Consider the following 18,855-nt stretch of genomic DNA (forward strand, 5'->3'; position numbering starts at 1 on the left):
CTATCCTCGCAAAGACGTCCCCTATCCTGCCGCAGCGCGGATCAGGATGTAAGGGTCGGATCGGGTGCGATCCAGTTGACCCAGCGTCCGTGAAAGTCGACCCGTCCCATCGGAATGGTCAGGTCGCCGGGCCAGAGCCGCAGGGTGAGCGCCGCGCCGAGGGCATTGCCGTCCGGCTCCATGCCGAACCACGCCAGCGGGCGGTTGGGGGTCGCGCGGGCACCCGCCGCCGCGATGAGGGCTTCGCCTTCGGCTTGAGTCGGTTTCGGGAAATATTGCCACGCGATGGTGTGGTAGATCAGGTGAAGCGTGCCGTCCGGCTGGTCGAGATTGTCACGCAGCCAGTCGATGGCGTCTGCCTGCTTCACGGTCGCGTCGTTGATGGAAATCGCGGCTTCCGTTCGCGCCAGCCGCTCGGGTTGATCCGGCCAGAGATAGGCGCGCAGGCGCAGGGCATCGTGCGGGTCACGCGGGTTCAACGGGTTGAGGTCCACGCCACGGCGATGGGTGATGCTGGGTGTCGCATCCGGTGGTAGTTCGCCGGTCCAGTTGGGCGACAGCACCAGCGCGCTTTTATCCGGCCCAAATTTGTGATCGCCGATCTGCATGGCGAAGCGGTCCCACATCAGGTTCAAGCCTCCGCTCGCCCCCAACTCGCTGATCTGCATCGGCAGGTCGTATCGCCGGGTCAGCCAGTGGCCGACGGCGATCAGCACCGCCGCGCGGCGCACCTCGTTCGTCTGGGGCGGACTGTCGATCCAACGGTCGATGAAATCGGCGTGGGTGGAGAACGCACTGCAAATGGCGTCCCACAGAGTATCGTCCGGCACCATTTTGGGCGGGTAGATGGCCTGCAGGTTGGGCGCATCGCCGCGGAGCACCAGCGCGTGGAACGCGCCACACAGCCGCAGCGGCACGGACTCGGCGCGCGGTGATATGTCGCCGGGCCAATCATAGAGCCGCTGGCGCAACGGGGTTTCGGGCAGAGGGCGCGCGGCCAGAAGATCGCAAAGCTGCGCCATGAACGGTGAGCCGAGGTCGGCACAGGCGCGCGATTGAAACGCGAAGGCGTCGGACAGTTTCGAAGGAATCACTTGAACCGGTCCATTAGCTTTTGCATCGGGCTGCGGGTGTCTTCCGGTGTCGGCGCGGGTGCGGCGGTTTTGTCCGGTGCTGGCTTTGCCTTACCGGTCGATGGTTGCGCCGGGGCGACGCGCAATGCGATGGCGTTGAGAAACCGCCCGCTGTCGCCCGCTACCAGATCGCCGATCCCGTCGCTAATGCCGCGCAGAACGTCGTCCAGCCACGCATGATCAGCCTTGGCGAAGTCGCGCAGAACGTAGCCGGGCACGGCGTCCTTGTGGCCGGGGTGGCCGATGCCCATGCGCACACGGTCATAGTCCGGACCCAGATACCCGTGGATCGACCGCAGGCCATTGTGCCCCGCGTGTCCGCCGCCGGTCTTGACCCGCACCTTGCCGGGGGCCAGGTCCAGTTCGTCATGGAAAACGATCACATCCGCGGGGTCCAGCTTGTGAAACTGCATGGCCGCCTGCACCGACTGTCCACTCAGGTTCATGAAGGTTTCAGGCTTGAGCAGGATCACTTTTTCAGACCCGAAACGTCCGTCGCAGGTCTGTCCCTGGAATTTCGACCGCCAGGGCGAGAACCCGTGATCCGCCGCGATCCTGTCAACGGCCATGAAGCCGATGTTGTGACGGTTCTGCGCGTATTTCGCGCCGGGATTGCCAAGGCCAACGATAAGTTTCATGGCGGCACTCTAGGGGATGGTGCGGGGCTGTGCCAGAGGTGCGCACCCACGAAAAAGGGCACCCGTCGGGTGCCCTTCTCTTTTTCTTAAAGGGGAACGGAATTACTCCTCTTCGCCCTCTGCGGCATCCTCGTCCGTGGTCGGGACCTCGTCCGGTGCGACCTCGTCTTCTTCCTCGTCCTCGGCGACGACAGCACGCGGTGCGGTGACGGCGGCGATGGTGAATTCACGGTCGATGACCGGGGTTACCCCATCAGGCCATGTCACGTCGCTCGACGTGATCACGTCACCCATTTCGGCGTTCGACAGGTCGATGTCGATGCTTTCAGGGATGTTGTTGGCGGTCACGAGCAGTTCGACTTCGTTGCGGTTCACGGTCAACATGCCGCCCTGCGGCTTGAAGGGTGCCTCCTCCTCGTTGAGGAAGTTCACGCTGACGAACAGTTTGACCTTCGATGTCTGACGCAGGCGCATGAAATCGACATGCGTTGGCAGGTCCTTGACCACGTCACGCTGAACGCCGCGGCAGATCACGCGGACGTCCTCTTCGCCCTCGACCTTCAGGTTGAAGAGCGTCGCAAGGAAACGGCCCTTGCGCAGGCGTGTCAGAAGGTAGTTGAAATCAAGTTCGATCGGCATCGGGTCTTTCCCGCCGCCATAAACGATCCCCGGCACCATGCCATTGCGACGTGCTGTGCGGGCGGCCCCCTTGCCTGTCCCCGCGCGTGCTGTCGCTTCCAGATCTGGAATCTTACCAGCCATGTGTATTCTCCATATGCAAAAGGGCCGCCCTCCAAGGGTGTGCGACCCGGTGAAGCCGTGCCTATAGGGCGGAATCGCGGGCAAGGGAAGGGTGTTTTTTGGCCGCATTTAGAAGCACGCGCCGGCAAATCCTCATCGAGGATTTGGGTACAGACTTTCGGGGAAAGTCTGCCGTGCGATGATTTGCGGGCCTCAGGCCTTGCGCAGGCAGGATTTCCCTGCAATCGCTTGCGCCATGTCCATTCGCAGCGCCCTCGTCACCTCTTATCGCCCCGCCACCGCCTTTGTCATCGTCGGCATGTTCTGGGGGTGTTTCGCCGCGCACGTGCCGGTGCTCAAGGCGCAGCTTGGCGTGAACGATGCGGTGTTCGGGACGCTGCTGCTCGGCTCTGCTACGGGACTGGTCGGGTCGATGTGGCTGGCCCCTTGGGCCGACCGACTGTTGCGGTCACGCGGGATGCAGGTGGGAGCTGTCATGCTGGCCTGCGCCTGGCTGTTGCCGTCGCTGATTTCCACACCGTTATTTTTCGCGCTGAGCCTCGGTCTCGTCGGCCTCGCCTCCGGTCTGCTGGACGTCGTGATGAACGCGCGCGTCAGTGAGCTGGAAGCCCGCACCGGCCGATCCCTGATGAATGCCAATCACGCAATGTTCTCTGTCGCCTATGCGGCCTCTGCCATCATCTGCAGTTTCACGCGCGACGCGGGTGTGCAGCCGATCTGGGTCTTTGCGGGCTTTGGCATCGTGGCGGTTCTGTGCCTGCCGTTGCTGCGGCAGGAGGTCACGATCGTCGATGCCGAGGACGGCTATACCGGGCGCTATCCGCTCTGGCCGATCATCCTGTGCGGCGGGATCGTGCTGGTGGCCTTCATGTCCGAGGCCACGGTCGAGGCCTGGTCGGCACTGCATGTCGAACGCACGCTGGGCGGCGGTGCCGCCGAAGGCGCGCTCGGCCCGGCAATGCTGGGGTTGACGATGGCGTTCGGGCGGTTTGCCGGGCAGGTCGTGTCGGACAGGTTGCGCGAGGTGCAGGTCGTGGTGTGGGCCGCTGTCATCTCGGCATCCGGTGCCGTGATCGCAGCACTCGCCGGATCGCCCGCGATGGCCTATCTGGGTTTCGGTGTGCTGGGGCTGGGTGTGTCCGTCATCGGGCCGATGGGGCTGGCACTGATCGGCAAGGTCGTGGCACCGCACCTACGGACAGAGGCGATTTCACGTGCTGCGGTGATCGGTTTCTCCGGGTTCTTTTTCGCACCGGTCCTGATGGGGCTGGTGTCAGAGGCTGTGGGGCTGCGCTGGGCATTTGCCTGCGTGGCGGGGTTGCTGCTGGTCGCGGTGCCGCTAGCGATCATGGCGTCGCGATTGCCGGAGCCTGCGCGACGCAAGCCTGCCGTATAGCGTCAGGCCCAGTCGCCCTCGAACCCCTTGGGCACCAGCAGGATATCGCGGTCGACCTCCTTGATATCACGGCGACCGCAGAGGGCCATGGTGACATCCATTTCCCTATGAATGATCTCAAGTGATTTGGTCACGCCCGCCTCGCCCATGGCACCAAGGCCATAGATATAGGCGCGCCCGATCATGACGCCCTTCGCGCCGAGTGCCACGGCCTTGAGCACGTCCTGACCGGACCGGATGCCACTGTCCATCAGGACCTCTGTCCGGTCGCCGACGGCGGCCACGATGCCGGGCAGCACGCGGATCGCCGACAACGCACCGTCAAGCTGCCGGCCGCCATGGTTCGACACCACGATCGCATCGGCGCCGACATCGGCGGCCCTGCGCGCGTCGTCGGCATCGAGGATGCCTTTCAGGATCAGTTTGCCGCCCCATTTTTCCTTGAGGCGCGCGACGGTGTCCCAGCTGAGCTTGGGGTCGAACTGTTCGTTCGTCCATGAATTGAGCGACGCCATATCGCCCACCGACTTCGCGTGCCCGACGATGTTGCGAAACGTGCGGCGATTGGTCTGCAGCATTTCGATTCCCCACCGCCATTTGGTCGCGAGGTTCAGCATCGTCTTCGGGGTCAGCTTGGGCGGTGCGGTGAGGCCGTTCTTGATGTCCTTATGTCGCTGCCCGAGGATTTGCAGGTCCAGCGTCAGGACCAGCGCATCGCAACCGGCGTTCTTGGCGCGGGCGATGATGTTGTCGACGAAATCCTCGTCCTGCATCACGTAAAGCTGGAACCAGAAGGGTGCCTGCGTGTGTTCGCGGACATCCTCGATCGAACAGATCGACATCGTGGACAGGGTGTAGGGCACGCCGAATTTCTCGGCGGCGCGGGCAGCCTTGATTTCGCCATCGGCGGATTGCATCCCGGTCATGCCGACAGGGGCCAGCGCGACCGGCATCGCGACCTCACGCCCGATCATGGTGCTGGCGGTGGTGCGGTTCGTCATGTCGACGGCAACACGCTGGCGCAGTCTGATTTGATCGAAGTCGGACGAGTTTTCGCGGAACGTCTGTTCTGTCCAGCTGCCGCTTTCCGCGTAGTCATAGAACATTTTGGGCGCGCGGCGTTTATGCAGGCGCTTGAGGTCGTCGATGTTTGTGATGATCGGCATGGTGACGCTTCCGGAATTGGTTAGGTTTGCTTACCAATTTCGGCGGCCAGCTTCAAGATGCGGTGTCGGAGCCTCCGGCGGGAGTATTTTGGGCAAAATGATACGAAGGGGCGCTCTCAGCCCCGGTGCGCGCCTTCGGCCAGCGATTTGACGAATGCCAGAACATCGGCAGGGCTTTCGCCCGCACCGATCTTTTCCACGATGGCGGAACCGACGACCGCACCGTCGGCGATCTTCGCGATATTCTCGGCAGCGTCGGGGGTCTTTATCCCGAAACCCACGATCACCGGCAGATCGGTCTGTGATTTGATGCGCGCGACCTCTGGTCCGACCTCTGCCGCCTGTGCCGCCGCCGCGCCCGTGATCCCGGTGACAGAGACGTAGTAGACAAAACCGGAGGTGTTTTCGAGCACTTTGGGCAAGCGCTTGTCGTCGGTGGTCGGGGTGGCCAGCCGGATGAAGTTGATACCGGCTGCCTGGGCCGGGATGCAGAGTTCGTCGTCTTCCTCGGGCGGCAGGTCGACGATGATCAGACCGTCGATGCTGGCCTCTTTCGCCTCTTTCAGGAAGCGGTCGACGCCGCGCAAATAAATCGGGTTGTAGTAGCCCATCAGCACGATGGGTGTGTCACTGTCGGTTTCGCGCACCGCGCGCGCGTAAGCCAGCGTCTTGTCGAGGTTCTGGCCGTTTTCCAGCGCGCGCTGACCTGCCAGCTGGATGGTCGGGCCGTCGGCCATCGGGTCGGTAAACGGCAGGCCAAGTTCGATGATGTCGACACCCGCATCCGCCAGACCGCGCACGATTTCCAGCCCGGTGTCGTAGTCGGGGTCACCTGCCATCACGTAGGCCACAAAGGCTTTCCTGTCCTTTGCCCGCAGTCGTTCGAAGGTGGCGTCGATCCGGCTCATGTCTGTTGTCCCCGCGCTGTCGTCAAGGCGGTTTGCTGGATTGCGCGGGGAAAATCAATGGGGCAGGCGGCTATTCTGCGGGGGTCGCGGTGTCGATCATCCATCGGATGCCGAACCGGTCCGTCAGCGTGCCGAACCCCGGCGACCAGAACGTCGGCTCCCACGCCATCCGTACTTCGCCGCCGTCGGCCAGCTTGTCGAACACTGCCTTGCTTGCCTCGGGCGTCGGCAGGGCCATCGCCACGTTGCAGCCTGCCATCGGTTCGCTGTTCGCGGCGAAATCGTCGGACAACATGATCGTGCCGCCGCCAAAGTCCATCTCGCAATGCATGATCCAGTTCTTGCGGTCTTCGGGAACGTCCATCTCGGGCGGCGCGCCGTCCATCGTCATGAATTCGGGCACTGCCACGTCGAATATCTCGGCGTAGGCGGTGGCGGCTTCGCGGCAGGTGCCGTTGAAAAACAGGTAGGGTGTCGGGTTCATGATCGTGTCCTCCTGAAGGGTAGCCTAGCAGATTGTGCGCGTCGTCATAGCTTGCACGCGCAGGCGCGGCGTCTTAGACGGGCGCAACTGTCAAAGGAGTGCCGCCATGGGTTTCAAAATGGGTATCGTCGGGTTGCCGAATGTCGGTAAATCGACCCTGTTCAACGCGCTGACCAAGACGGCGGCGGCGCAAGCCGCGAATTTTCCGTTCTGCACGATCGAACCCAACGTGGGCGAGGTCGCGGTGCCCGATGCGCGGCTGGAAAAACTGGCGGCGATAGCCCAGTCCAAGCAGATCATCCCGACGCGGATGACCTTCGTGGATATCGCCGGGCTGGTGAAGGGCGCGTCCAAGGGCGAGGGGCTGGGTAACCAGTTTCTGGCCAACATCCGCGAGTGCGACGCCATCGCCCATGTGCTGCGGTGTTTCGAGGATGACGACATCACCCATGTCGAGGGCCGCGTGGATCCGGTGGAAGACGCCGGCGTGATCGAGACGGAACTGATGCTGGCCGATCTGGAGAGCATCGAGAAGCGTTTGGCGAACCTGACCCGCAAGGTGCGCGGCGGCGACAAGGAAGCGGTGCAGCAGGTGCGGCTGTTGGAAGCGGCGCAGTCGGCACTGGAAGACGGCAAGCCCGCGCGCACCGTCGACGTGGATGCCGACGACCGCCGTGCCTGGAAGATGCTGCAACTGCTGACGACGAAACCGGTTTTGTATGTCTGCAACGTCGAGGAAGACAGTGCCGGCACGGGCAACAGCCAATCGGCCCGCGTCGCTGAAATGGCAGCGGCACAGGGCAATTCGTCGGTCGTGATCTCTGCCAAGATCGAGGAAGAGATTTCGCAGCTGGAGCCGGAAGAAGCGGCGATGTTCCTTGAAGAAATGGGTCTGGAAGAGCCGGGTCTGGATCGGCTGATCCGCTCGGGCTACGAGCTTTTGCACCTGCAGACCTATTTCACTGTCGGCCCGAAAGAGGCGCGCGCCTGGACCATCAAGGAAGGCACATCCGCCCCACAGGCCGCCGGTGTGATCCACGGCGATTTCGAACGCGGTTTCATCCGCGTCGAAACTATCGCCTATGACGATTTCGTCACGCTGGGTGGTGAACAACCCGCCAAGGAAGCGGGCAAGATGCGGGCCGAGGGCAAGGGCTACATCGTCAAGGACGGCGATGTTCTGCATTTCCTGTTCAACACCTAGGTCAGGCGGCCAGCGTGTTCAGATGTGCGTGCGCCGCGCGCAGATCGTCGACGAAAGCGGCCTCGGCCTCTGATCGCGCAGAATCGGGCAGCCGCAACAGATAGCTGGGATGAACGGTGATGAAGACCGGGCCGAATGCGCTGTCGTCGATCCGGCCGCGCCGTTTCAGCAAACCGGCACGCTGCCCTGTCAGGCTTTCGACCGCCGTCCCGCCCATGGCGAGGATCAGCTTTGGCTTGACCAGCGCGATCTCTGATTGCAGCCACCACTTGCAATGCTCGATTTCCGACCGCTCCGGGTTCTGGTGAATGCGCCGCTTGCCGCGCTGCTGGAATTTGAAGTGCTTGACGGCATTGGTGACGAATGCGGTATCCCGGTCCAATCCGGCCACCGTGGCCAGCTTGTCGAACATCTGACCGGCAGGGCCGACGAACGGCACACCCGCCAGATCCTCCTGATCGCCGGGCTGTTCACCCACGATCATCAGCGGCGCATCGCGCGGCCCGACGCCCGGCACCACCTGTGTCGCGGGGCCGTGCAGAGGGCAGCGGGTGCAGGCACGCAACCCGGCCTCCAGCATGTTCCATGACGCGGGCTGCGGTTTATCGGTCAACTGTTCGCGGATACGTGCCACCCTGTCCGGTGCCAATGTGGGTGCTTTCGCCTGCATTTCGGCCACCTTTGCCTCTGCCCCCGCAATCAGGGCGGGGATATGGCGCGCCTCCGGCATGTTCTTCCAGTATTTCTTTGGCATCTCGGAGGTCATCGCTGAAATCTTCAGACGTGCAGGATTGAAGATATTGCAGAAATACGTGCCCCAAAGCGCCTCTGCCGCGTCTTCGGGCAGGTCAGGTTTTTCCTGACCGGAGGCAAAGCGCAACGTGCCATCGGCGAAATGTGCGGTCACGTCGGGGGTGACGATCATCCAGTCCATGTCGGCAAAGCGGCGGGCAAAGAACGGGGCGGTGGGTTCCACGGTATGGTGTGTCGGTTCGAACCAGGCGGCAAAGGCACGGCGCGGGCCGTCCGTCGCCAGATCGCGGAACCGGACAAAGGCTTTCATCTTGTGTTTGCAGCGGCTCACGTTTTTTTCCAAACCACGCAGCATCGCCAGCGCCGGATCGGCCCGGTCGCGCATCAGCTGCGGGTCGGATTGCAACCGCCACAGCATCTCGTAAAGCCGGGCGAAACGCTGCGGGTCACTGTGCCAGACGACATTCTGTGCAAGGCTGACAAAGCTGCGGGGTGCCGTCACACTGTGCGTAGCCGCAGGCAGCGGCGTTTGCGTCGCGAAAAGATCGCCATCCGCACCGTCGAAATTCCACACGATATCCGTCGGCGGCACCCGCGCGCCGGCCAAGGCCCGCGCTGCATCGCGCCAGGCGGTATCGGTGCCGATCCGGGGCAGGGGAACCGTGATCATCAGAACAGCGACAGTTGTTCCGGTGGCGGGGCGAACCGCGCGCGCAGGTCAGCGCTGTCGGTCAGTGCGCCGGGCGTCCAGCCCGCCGCGGTGATGAAGGCACACGCTTTCTTCAGGCTTGCGCCCATGCGGGTCAGATCCTCGTATCGCAACGTCCGGTAGCGCCGGGTCGTCAGGATGCGGTTCACCGTTTTCACACCGAACCCCGGCACGCGGAGCAGCATGTCCCGGCTCGCATGATTCACGTCGAGCGGGAAGTGATGCCGGTTTTGCAGGGCCCAAGCCAGTTTCGGGTCGATCTCAAGATCAAGGTTGCCGTCCATCGTGGCCAAAGTGATGTCCTCCAGCCCGAAGCCGTAGAACCGCAACAACCAGTCGGCCTGATACAGACGATGCTCGCGCGCCAGTGGCGGCTTGATCAGTGGCAACCGCTCCGTGGCATCCGGAATCGGCGAAAAGGCCGAATAATAGACACGCTTGAGCTTGAAGCCGCTGTAGAGCCGCGTCGACTGGTCCAGGATCGTCGCATCCGTCGCCCCATCGGCCCCGACGATCATCTGCGTGGATTGCCCGGCCGGGGCGAAACGCGGCGGGCGCTTGCCGGTAAAGCTGCGTTCCTTGCCCGCATCCTTGCGCGCCTTCACATCGCCCATTGCCTTGCGGATCGTCTTTGGTGATTTTTCCGGCGCAAAGGCCCCCAGCGCCTTGTCGGTCGGCAGCTCCACATTGATCGACAGCCGGTCGGCATACAGCCCCGCTTCCTCGATCAGCAGCGGATCGGCATCGGGGATCGTCTTGAGGTGAATGTAGCCGCAAAAGTTCTCTTCCTGCCGCAGGCGGCGTGCGATCTGCACCATGTCCGACATCGTCGCATCCGGCGATTTGATAACGCCTGACGACAGGAACAGCCCCTCGATATAGTTGCGGCGGTAGAATTCCAGCGTCAGCCTTACCACCTCGTCGGGGGAAAACCGCGCGCGGTCGACGTTGGACGACACGCGGTTGATACAGTAGGCGCAGTCGTAGATGCAGAAGTTCGTCATCAGGATCTTCAGCAGGCTGATGCACCGCCCGTCCGGCGCATAGGCATGGCAGATGCCGGATCCTTCGGTCGATCCCAGCCCCTTGCCATCGCGGCTGTCGCGCCGCGACGTGCCGCTCGACGCACAGGACGCATCGTAACGGGCAGCGTCACTGAGGATCGCGAGCTTTTGCTGAAGGTCCATACGCGCCATATGTTCATGATATGTTCACTGTGTGTCGGAGGCAATAACCGATGGCGGCAGAGGGGCGGAAATCCCTTGCGGCGCGTTGCCGCAGCGGATATGCGGGTCAGCGGAGACGTGGCCGAGTGGTCGAAGGCGCTCCCCTGCTAAGGGAGTAGGCGAGGAATCGTCTCGAGGGTTCGAATCCCTTCGTCTCCGCCACCGCCCCCCACCTTTATAATTCTGCGTTGGCGGCTATTGCGACTGCTCTGCGGGGAGTGGCGCGGGTGTCGAGGGCGCCGGTGCCGCCGATGGATTGGACGGCTGCCGCGCCGCAGGAGTTGCCGCGCGACAGGCAGTGGTCCAGCGGCTTACCCGCAAGCCATGCGGACAGAAAACCGGCATTGAAGGAGTCGCCCGCGCCCGTCGCGTCGCGCACCTTGACCGGCGTCGTGGCGACCGATGTCCATTGTTGGTCATCGCGATGCCGTGCCTTTGCGCCCCGGCTGCTTTCCTTGACGACCGTCAGTGCGGCGCAGCGGTCGGGCACGCCGCATGCGGCAAGGGCCTTGGCCTCTGCCGCGTTGGGCAGGAAGACATCCAGGTTCGCAATGAGGTCTGCGACTGCCGGGTCGAAGCGATCCTGCCAGCCGCAATCTGCCGATATCGTCAGCCCTGCCGCTCTGGCCGCCGCGATCAACCCGGGTGAGTCCTGCAAGGTCCGTAACTCGCCGATGTGGAAGTGGGCAAAACCGTTCGTGTCCAGTGTGGTCACATCCGGCGTGGCAGGGCCGTCGGCGCGGGTCAGAAATGCGCGGTCGCCTGCGCAGGCCATCGCGACGGTGATCTGTGGCTCTGCCGCGGGATCTGCGGGCTGACACCGGTTTGTGGAAACGCCAAGACGCGCCATTTCCGCGGTGACGATCCCGTCGAAGGGCGGCGCGGGCAAAGTGGAAAATTGTGCTACCTGATGCCCCAGCGAGGCAAGGGTGGCGGCGGTGATGAACGCGCCGCCGCCTGCGTGCATGGTAAGCCCGGGGGCAAAAACCTCCGTTCCCAAAGACGGCAGGCGCGGAACATCCGGAAAGACCAGATCGCAGTAGAGCCTGCCGGCACAGAGAACCGACTTCTTCACGACAGCGCATCGCCTGTTTGTGCGTCGAAGACATGCAAGTTTTCGGGTGCCGCGCCAAGCTGCACGATCTCACCTACCTGTGGCGGGGTGCGGCCGTCGGCCTTGGCGATGATCTCGCCCGATGCGGTTTCGACGTAGATCAGCGTTTCCGCGCCGAGCGGTTCGCGGAGGATCACCTTGCCGGTCAGGATGGTATTGCCACTGTCCGGGTGCAGGTCATCCGGTCTAACGCCCAATAGAATGCTTTGATTTTCAGTGCTTTGCAGGTTCGGGACATGGACCTGTTCGCCGGCGTCGAGTGCGACCTGCGCGCCGTTGATGCGGCCCGGCAGCAGGTTCATCGACGGTGCCCCGATAAAGCGGGCGACGAAAGTGTTGGCGGGTTTGTGGAAGACCTCTGCCGGGGTGCCGACCTGCTGGATGTGACCGTCTTTCATGATCACGATCCGGTCGGCCATGGTCATCGCCTCGACCTGATCGTGAGTCACGAAAATGATGGTGTTGCCGACGCGCTGGTGCAGCTTCTTGATCTCCAGCCGCATTTGCGTGCGCAATTGCGCATCGAGGTTCGACAGCGGTTCATCGAACAGGAACACCGCCGGATCGCGCACCATTGCGCGGCCGATGGCGACACGCTGCCGCTGCCCGCCGGACAAAGCGTTTGGTTTGCGGTCGAGCAGCGGCACCATGTCGAGAATACCGGCAACCTCTTGAATACGCTTTTCTTTATCCGCTTTTGGCATCTTCGAAGACCGCAGGCCGAAGGCGATATTCTTCTTCACCGACATATGCGGATAGATCGCGTAGTTCTGGAACACCATCGCGATGTCGCGTTCCTTGGGTTCCAGGTTGTTGACCTCGCGTCCGCCGATCTCGATCACGCCGCTGGTGGTTTCCTCCAGGCCCGCGATCATCCGCAGTGTCGTGGATTTGCCGCAGCCCGACGGGCCGACGAAGACTACGAATTCGCCGTCCGCCACGTCGAGCGATATGCCGTGCAGCACTTCGGTCGTGCCGTAGGATTTGGTCAGATTGTGCAGGGCAAGGTTGGCCAAGATCAGGTCTCCAGCAGTTGGGCGAAGGCGGTGGCGCGGGTTTTTTCGGAGTCGCGAATCCGCGTTTTCCGGGTGTCACTTTGCGTGCACAACCCGTGCACCGCACGTGCACTGGCTTTCAGCGCCTTATCAAGGGCTGCGGGGGCGGGGCCACCAGTGCGGTCGCGCCGGGTGACGAAGTTTTCGGGTGACACGGCGGCGGCAAAATCGGCCGCGCTGAGCGATGTCATGCGCCCGTTGTTGCGCGTCGTTGCCTTGAGCAGGGCATCATAGCCGGCGCTGAGCGGTTTGCCTTCAAGCGCAAGCGCGCGTGCCACGTCGGCGGCGACCTCGTGCGCCTGTCGGAACGTCATGCCGTCGTCGCGCACGAGCGTGTCTGCCAGTTCGGTGATGGTAATGCTGGCGGCATCGGTGTTGCGGCGCACCTTGTCCGCGTTGATCGAACAGGCGGGCAGGAAGGCCGTCAGCAAATCCAGCACGCGGCCGCCGCTCTCGAATGCGGCGTAGCCCGCCTGCTGCACTTCGCCTTCGCTGTCATTCATGTCGGTGAACGGCGTGTTGTGCATCGTGTTCACGACCATATCGCAGCGCCCGCAAGTAACAGAGGACAGGTGCCGCATATGTTCGATAGGGACCGGATTGCGTTTCTGCGGCATGATGGAGCTGATCTGCACCAGCGCATTCGGCACATACAGCTGCCCGACTTCGAAGCTGGACCAGAACGCGAGGTCTTGGATGACGCGGCCCAGATGCAGGAACACCAGCTTGATTGCGGAATACAGCCCGGTCACGTAATCGACGCTTGCGATGCAGCCGTAGGAATTCACCAGCGGCGCGTCGAAGCCCAGCAGGTCGGCCATCCGTTCGCGGTCGATCGGAAAGCCGGATGTGGTGATCGCGGCGGCGCCCATCGGACAATGCTGCAGGTTGTCGATGGCGGCCGACAGCCGCGCGCCGTCGCGGATCAGCACCTCGATCATCGCCGCCAGGTAGTGGCCGAAGGTGGTGGGTTGCGCGGGCTGACCGTGGGTGTAAGCGACGATCAGCGTGTCCGATTCCGCCCGCGCCTTGGCGATCAAGGCGTCGGTGAGCGTGGTTATCTGATCCAGCATCTGTTCCGCCCGTGTGCGCAGGGCCATCTTGAACAGCGTGTGGTCCATGTCGTTGCGGCTGCGGGCGGTGTGCAGTGCGCCGCCCAGATCGCCAAGGCGACGTTTCAATTCCGCTTCGACGTAAAAGAAGTAATCCTCGTGCTCGCCGGTGTATTGCAGTGCCGCCACATCCGTGTCCGCGTCGATAGCGTTCAGCGCCTGCGCGATCTTTTTCCCGTCGCCCGGAGGCAGGATGCCGGATTCCACCAGCATCACCAGATGCGCCCGGTTGATCGCCGCCATGTGGGCCGCGTAGTGCGTCTTTACGCCTTCGAACAGCGGGGCGAGGACCGTGGTTTTGTAGGTCGGATCGGGGAATCGCGAAGTGTCGGTCATGACTGCAATGCCTCGCGCGCCGCTTCGTGTTCGTATGTGACGAGTTCGAGGTGATTCCCCGCAGGATCAAGAAAGTTGAAGGTCAGCGCGAGGCCATAGTCGTGATGGCCAGAGGGCAGCAAGGTGTTGCCGTCGATGGCTTTGATATCGTCGCGCGGCAGGGCGCGCGCGAACGTGATGAACTGCGCTGCCGTTGCGTGAAAAGCGACAGTCCGGTCGCCGCCTGTCGGCCTTGCGCCGACGAAAACAGAGACGCAATGATCGGGCGTATTTGCCGGTGCCAGAAATACAGGATGGTCCGGTGCGGGATCGTCGTTGCGCCATTTGCCGAATGGGCCGAGGCCAAGAACGCGGCCATACCAGTCGATCGTGGCGGGTCGGTCCTGTACGTAGAGGTGTACATGATCGAGACCCCGGGTCTGGATGAGGGCGTCGTGCGCAGGGCTTTCGCCGTTGCGCCGGGGTTCTGCCGGACCGCCGCTCACCCTTTCAGCCCCGCCATGACCACACCGCGGATGATGAACCGCTGGAAGATCAGGAACACGACCAGCGTGGGGATCGTGGAAATCGCGGCTCCGGTCATGATGAGTTCCCACGCCACGTCCGCCTCGTCCCCGAAACCCGACAGCCCCACGGGGATCGTGTACATATCGACCGAGTTGGTCACGATCAGCGGCCACAGGAACGCGGTCCAGTTGCCAAGGAAGACGAAGATCGCAAGTGCTGCCAGCGCCGGTTTCACCAGCGGCATCGCCACGGTCCACCAGATCTGCAACTCGTTCAGCCCGTCGATCCGTGCGGCCTCGATGAAATCATCGGGGACGGATTCAAAAAACTGCTTCATCAGGAAGGTGCCGAAAGCGGTCATCAACCCGGGGAACATGATGCCCCAGTAAGTGTCCAGCCAGCCGAAGGACTGCGACATCAGATACCACGGGATGACCAGCATTTCGGTGGGGATCATCAGCGTCGACAGAATCGCGATGAAGACGATCATCCGGCCCGGGAAGCGGAATTTGCACAGGGTATAGCCGACCAGTGAATCGAACAGCAGGTTACAGATCGTCGTGATCGTCGCGATAATGATCGAGTTGACGAACCACCAGTAGAACCTCCCGTCCTCCAGCACGTAACGGTAGTTGTCGATGGTTGGCTCTTCTGGAATCAGGTTTACGTTATAGACCTCGTGCGGCCACTTGAGCGAGGTCGAGATCATGTAGGCGATGGGCATCACCATCAGAATGCCGCCGATGAATAACAGCAACCAGCGGATGATCTGGCCCATATTGCGCGGCCGCTTGGCCGGTTCGGTCTTCAGCAGGGCCTCTGCACTCGCGCGGGGGACATCGGGGGCGGCGACCATATCAGTTACTCCGCAGCAGGCGCAGCTGGATCAGCGACACGATCAGCAGGATGGTGAACAGCACGACCGTCTGCGCCGCCGCATAACCCATGTCGAACCCGTTGAAGGCGGTGTCGTAGATCATCAGCACCAGCGGCTTGGTTGCATTGAGCGGCCCGCCGGGATTGTTCGTCGTCATGTTGAAAACGTGGTCGAAGATGCGCAAAAAGCCGATGGAGGAGAAGACGACGATGAAGACGATTGTCGGGCGCAGCAATGGCAGCGTGATCTGGGTCAGAACGGTGAACCATCCGACGCCGTCGATCTTGGCCGCCTCGTAGTAACTGGTTGGGATCGCCCGCAGCCCGGCCATGAAGATGATGACCTGAAAACCGAGGCCCGCCCAGACGGCAGGGGCCAGCACGGCGGGCAGCGCGTTGGTGGTGGATTGCAGGAACTTGATCTGCGGGATGCCGAAACCGGCAAGGATGTTGTTGAACAGACCGATCGGCACGTCCTGATAGAACCAGCGCCAGACCCACGCCATCGCCACGGCGGAGGTCATGAACGGCAGGAAATAGAGCATCCGCAGAAACCCGTGCATGAACCGGGTCTTGTCCAGCTGGTAGGCGATCACGAATGAGATCACGAGGCTGACGGGTGTGCCGAGCAACAGATAGACGAACGTGTTCTGGAAGACTTTCCAGAAGACCGGGTCGTTCCACAGCTTGACGTAGTTTTCCATACCGGCCCAGGTCCGGTCGCCGAGCAGGTTCCAGTTCTGGAAGCTGATCAGCACCGCGTTCCCCGTCGGGTAAAAGCGGATCACCGAATAAAATAGCACGGGGATGGCCAGAAAGGCCCAGGCCCAGACGATCTGTTTCTGGCGGATGGTCAGGTTGCGATACATGCGGATGCCTTGTTGCGGGCGGCGCGTGGCGGAAAAAAACCGCCCCGGCGGGAGAAAACCGGGGCGGGGAAGAGGACGATTATTCAGCGTAATAATCGTCGAGGATCGCCTGTTCGGCCTCTGCCGCGATGGCGAGGCTTTCTGCCGGATCCATTCCTTCAAGCTGGATACGCTCGACCATTTCCACCATCAGCTGACGCTGACCGCTTTCATTGGCGAACTTGGTGGTATTGGCATATTCCAGCCCGCGGATGAACGGCCCGAAGGTTTCGTCATTCGCGTTTTCTTCGGTCATGCCCACGGATGGCTTCGCGGGCAGCTCACCCACCGTATCAAGCCAGATCTGCATCGCCTCGTCCGAGGTGATGTATTCCATGAACTTGACGGCGGCATCGTACTTCTCGCCCTCGGCTTTTGTCGTGATCGCGTTCACCCAGTAGGACGAGTAGTTGGAGCGCGTGCCGTCCGCCGTGGCGGGCAGTTCGGTGACGCCCCATTCCAGACCACGTGTGCCGTTGAGGCTGCCGATGCGGAACGAGCCGTCGATATGCATACCTGCGCGGCCCGCTTTGAAGGCGGCCTGCGGCTCGTCCATGAACCCGATGGCGGTCACGGGATTTTCGCCCATGAACATATTGGTATAGAAATCGAGAGCGGCCATGCCGGCCTCGGTGTTGTAGTTCACCGTTTGGTAGTCATCGAGATAAGGCTCCCCGCCGAATTGCCGGATCAGCCCTTCGCGCCACCAGTGGTGGTCCTGCGCGGTCATCCCGGCGGTGATGCCGACCTGGGTCAGGTTGCCGGCCGAATCGGTTTTCGTCATGGCGGCGGCGGCGGCCATCATCTCGTCCAGGGTTTCAGGCGGGCTGTCGATGCCGGCCTCTTCCATCAGGCGCGTGTTATAGAAGAGTGCGAGCGAACGAACCGCGGTGGGCAGGGCCCAGTAGTTGTCGCCGTCCTTCATGGCCTGCACCATCGGGAAAAAATTCTCGTCGATATCGGCGGCGGCGAAGGTATCGGCGGGCAGCGGCTGGATCAGCTCTGCCTCGACGTAGTCGTTCAGCCAGCCGTAAAAGAGTTGCACGACATCAGGGCCTTCGCCCGCGGGGATCGCGGCGGCGACCTTCGTGCGGTAATCGGCATATGGAAAATGCGTCATCGTGACTGTGATGTCCGGGTTCGCGGCTTCGAAATTCTCGATCAGGATTTCCATCGCCTCGACCCGGGCGTCGAAGAAATACTGCCAGTATTCGATTTCGACCGCACTGGCCGTCGTGCCGAACAGGGCTGCAGACGATGTCAGGCCCGCAAAGACCAGACTTTTCAAACGTGATGTCATTGTGAATCTCCCATGGGTGGCTGTCCGATTTGCGGACTTATCCCTTATGGGTAGCGTAAGTCGATTGATAATTCAAATGAATTGAGTTAATCCGGTTCCATGTCGCTTTTCCCGCTTCAGCAAGGCACCAACGCAGAGCGGTCCCGGCACCGCAACAGGCAGGCCGTGCTGGATCAGGTCCACAAGGCGGGCACCATCGGACGTGCGGAAATCGCGCGCGCCATTTCGCTGACCACACAGACCGTCAGCAATATCATCGCAGAGCTTTGCGACGACGATATGCTGATCGAACAGGGCCGGGCGAGCGCGGGGCGCGGTCAGCCGGCCATTCAATATGCGCTGAACCCCAAAGGCGGATATGCACTGGGCATCGAGGTACGGCCCGATGCGGTATTCGCGGCCATGCTCGATCTGACCGGGGCGGCGGTGACGACCGAACGTGTCAGTCTTGCGCGGACGGAACCCGAAACCGTGCTGGCGCAGGTTTCCGGACTTCAGGCCCGCGCGATGGAGCGGGTGCCGGTGGCACACAATCGCGTTCTGGGCGCCGGGGTCGTCATGCCCGGTCCGTTCGGATTGACCGGTATCGCGGGCCTCGGCTCTGACCTGACCGGCTGGCAGGAAGTGGCCGCCGAAACGCTGTTTGCGGAAACGCTTGACTTGCCCGTGGTTCTCAGCAACGACGCCAACGCCGCCGCCATGGCGGAGCGGATCAACGGCGTGGCGCAGGATCTGGCGAGTTTTGCCTATCTTTATTTCGGCGCCGGTCTGGGGTTGGGCCTGATCCACGCGGGTCAACTGTTGCGCGGCGCCCACGGCAATGCAGGTGAAATCGGCCATATCCGTTTGCCCGATGCAGGGGTCAAGCTGGAGGACGCGGTCAGCCGCCTGTCCGTCCAGCGCCATATGCAGGCGGCGGGCAAACCCGTGCAGGACATCGACGCGATCGACCGTATGTTCGCGGCTGGTGATCCCGATCTGATGGCTTGGCTCGACGCGGCCGCGGTGGCGATGGGTCATGCGGTGGCGATGGTCGAAAACATATTCGACCCGCAGACCATCGTGCTTGGCGGGGCCATGCCCGATGCGATGCTGGACTATCTTGTCACGCACACACCTTTGCCGGACCTGTCGGTGTCGAACCGCCCTGACACGGCGCATCCGCGGCTGATGCGCGGTGCATCGGGCCGGCTGACCGCCACGCTGGGTGCAGCGGCCCTGATCCTGAACCGGGCGTTGAGCCCCCCCCTTTCGCACGCGCAATAAGG

General features: G+C 62.5%; 18 protein-coding genes and 1 tRNA gene. 4 read left to right on the forward strand and 15 right to left on the reverse strand.

The genetic code is table 11. From position 1 onward, the window contains the following. Positions 1 to 41 precede the first annotated feature (41 nt). The 3 genes from AC04PH_RS14095 to AC04PH_RS14105 all read right to left on the reverse strand — a co-directional run bounded on the left by AC04PH_RS14095 (position 42) and on the right by AC04PH_RS14105 (position 2,533). Positions 42 to 1,094, reverse strand: a complete 1,053-nt coding sequence (locus tag AC04PH_RS14095) for a DUF2332 domain-containing protein (RefSeq protein WP_483066454.1) — start codon at positions 1,092 to 1,094, stop codon at positions 42 to 44. Next, a complete protein-coding gene (gene pth, locus AC04PH_RS14100; protein WP_483066455.1) occupies positions 1,091 to 1,771 on the reverse strand; it encodes an aminoacyl-tRNA hydrolase in 681 nt (226 codons plus the stop codon). The genes AC04PH_RS14095 and pth overlap by 4 nt, the downstream gene beginning before the upstream one ends. Before the next feature lie 102 nt (positions 1,772 to 1,873). Further along, the gene (locus AC04PH_RS14105) at positions 1,874 to 2,533 is read right to left on the reverse strand and encodes a 50S ribosomal protein L25/general stress protein Ctc (RefSeq protein WP_483066456.1); all 660 of its coding nucleotides are present in this window, start codon (positions 2,531 to 2,533) and stop codon (positions 1,874 to 1,876) included. A 235-nt stretch (positions 2,534 to 2,768) separates the two neighbouring features. Here AC04PH_RS14105 and AC04PH_RS14110 point away from each other — a divergent pair, with 235 nt between their 5' ends. Next, the gene (locus tag AC04PH_RS14110) at positions 2,769 to 3,929 is read left to right on the forward strand and encodes an MFS transporter (protein ID WP_483066457.1); all 1,161 of its coding nucleotides are present in this window, start codon (positions 2,769 to 2,771) and stop codon (positions 3,927 to 3,929) included. Between the two features lie 2 nt (positions 3,930 to 3,931). Here AC04PH_RS14110 and AC04PH_RS14115 read toward each other — a convergent pair whose 3' ends face one another. From AC04PH_RS14115 to AC04PH_RS14125, 3 genes are all read right to left on the reverse strand, one after another. Beyond that, positions 3,932 to 5,095 carry an alpha-hydroxy acid oxidase gene (locus AC04PH_RS14115; protein WP_483066458.1) on the reverse strand — a complete coding sequence of 388 codons (1,164 nt, stop codon included), beginning with the start codon at positions 5,093 to 5,095 and terminating at the stop codon, positions 3,932 to 3,934. Positions 5,096 to 5,211: 116 nt separating this feature from the next. Then, positions 5,212 to 6,003 (reverse strand): tryptophan synthase subunit alpha, encoded by a 792-nt coding sequence (trpA, locus tag AC04PH_RS14120; RefSeq protein WP_483066459.1) that lies wholly within the window; start codon positions 6,001 to 6,003, stop codon positions 5,212 to 5,214. A gap of 70 nt (positions 6,004 to 6,073) precedes the next feature. After that, entirely contained in the window at positions 6,074 to 6,487 is a 414-nt protein-coding gene (locus AC04PH_RS14125) for a VOC family protein (RefSeq protein WP_483066460.1), read from the reverse strand. A gap of 106 nt (positions 6,488 to 6,593) precedes the next feature. Between AC04PH_RS14125 and ychF the strand changes: the two genes are divergently transcribed. Next, a complete protein-coding gene (ychF, locus tag AC04PH_RS14130) occupies positions 6,594 to 7,691 on the forward strand; it encodes a redox-regulated ATPase YchF (RefSeq protein ID WP_483066461.1) in 1,098 nt (365 codons plus the stop codon). Between the two features lies 1 nt (position 7,692). Here ychF and AC04PH_RS14135 read toward each other — a convergent pair whose 3' ends face one another. Together AC04PH_RS14135 and AC04PH_RS14140 are read right to left on the reverse strand one after the other, a co-directional pair. Continuing rightward, complete coding sequence (locus tag AC04PH_RS14135; protein ID WP_483066462.1) at positions 7,693 to 9,114, reverse strand: UdgX family uracil-DNA binding protein; 1,422 nt, start codon at positions 9,112 to 9,114, stop codon at positions 7,693 to 7,695. Beyond that, positions 9,114 to 10,349 carry a putative DNA modification/repair radical SAM protein gene (locus AC04PH_RS14140; RefSeq protein ID WP_483066463.1) on the reverse strand — a complete coding sequence of 412 codons (1,236 nt, stop codon included), beginning with the start codon at positions 10,347 to 10,349 and terminating at the stop codon, positions 9,114 to 9,116. The genes AC04PH_RS14135 and AC04PH_RS14140 overlap by 1 nt, the downstream gene beginning before the upstream one ends. A gap of 102 nt (positions 10,350 to 10,451) precedes the next feature. On the opposite strand from AC04PH_RS14140, the gene AC04PH_RS14145 reads away from it, so the two are divergent. Then, positions 10,452 to 10,541, forward strand: a tRNA-Ser gene (locus AC04PH_RS14145). Between the two features lie 13 nt (positions 10,542 to 10,554). Here the strand turns inward: AC04PH_RS14145 and AC04PH_RS14150 are convergent. From AC04PH_RS14150 to AC04PH_RS14180, 7 genes are all read right to left on the reverse strand, one after another. Next, positions 10,555 to 11,454: a carbohydrate kinase family protein gene (locus AC04PH_RS14150; RefSeq protein ID WP_483066464.1), complete on the reverse strand. Its 900-nt coding sequence runs from the start codon at positions 11,452 to 11,454 to the stop codon at positions 10,555 to 10,557. Beyond that, a complete protein-coding gene (locus AC04PH_RS14155; protein WP_483066465.1) occupies positions 11,451 to 12,509 on the reverse strand; it encodes an ABC transporter ATP-binding protein in 1,059 nt (352 codons plus the stop codon). The genes AC04PH_RS14150 and AC04PH_RS14155 overlap by 4 nt, the downstream gene beginning before the upstream one ends. 2 nt (positions 12,510 to 12,511) lie before the next feature. After that, positions 12,512 to 13,996, reverse strand: a complete 1,485-nt coding sequence (argH, locus tag AC04PH_RS14160) for an argininosuccinate lyase (RefSeq protein ID WP_483066466.1) — start codon at positions 13,994 to 13,996, stop codon at positions 12,512 to 12,514. Beyond that, positions 13,993 to 14,481 carry a VOC family protein gene (locus AC04PH_RS14165; protein WP_483066467.1) on the reverse strand — a complete coding sequence of 163 codons (489 nt, stop codon included), beginning with the start codon at positions 14,479 to 14,481 and terminating at the stop codon, positions 13,993 to 13,995. The genes argH and AC04PH_RS14165 overlap by 4 nt, the downstream gene beginning before the upstream one ends. Further along, complete coding sequence (locus AC04PH_RS14170; protein ID WP_483066468.1) at positions 14,478 to 15,359, reverse strand: carbohydrate ABC transporter permease; 882 nt, start codon at positions 15,357 to 15,359, stop codon at positions 14,478 to 14,480. Before AC04PH_RS14170 ends, AC04PH_RS14165 begins: the two co-directional genes overlap by 4 nt. A 1-nt stretch (position 15,360) precedes the next feature. After that, positions 15,361 to 16,248 carry a carbohydrate ABC transporter permease gene (locus tag AC04PH_RS14175; protein ID WP_483066469.1) on the reverse strand — a complete coding sequence of 296 codons (888 nt, stop codon included), beginning with the start codon at positions 16,246 to 16,248 and terminating at the stop codon, positions 15,361 to 15,363. Positions 16,249 to 16,327: 79 nt separating this feature from the next. After that, entirely contained in the window at positions 16,328 to 17,587 is a 1,260-nt protein-coding gene (locus tag AC04PH_RS14180) for an extracellular solute-binding protein (protein ID WP_483066470.1), read from the reverse strand. A 99-nt stretch (positions 17,588 to 17,686) separates the two neighbouring features. Here AC04PH_RS14180 and AC04PH_RS14185 point away from each other — a divergent pair, with 99 nt between their 5' ends. After that, positions 17,687 to 18,853, forward strand: coding sequence for an ROK family protein (locus tag AC04PH_RS14185; RefSeq protein WP_483066471.1), 1,167 nt, complete (start codon positions 17,687 to 17,689; stop codon positions 18,851 to 18,853). The last annotated feature ends 2 nt before the right edge of the window (positions 18,854 to 18,855 follow it).

The organism is Yoonia sp. KMU-150, assembly GCF_056858355.1.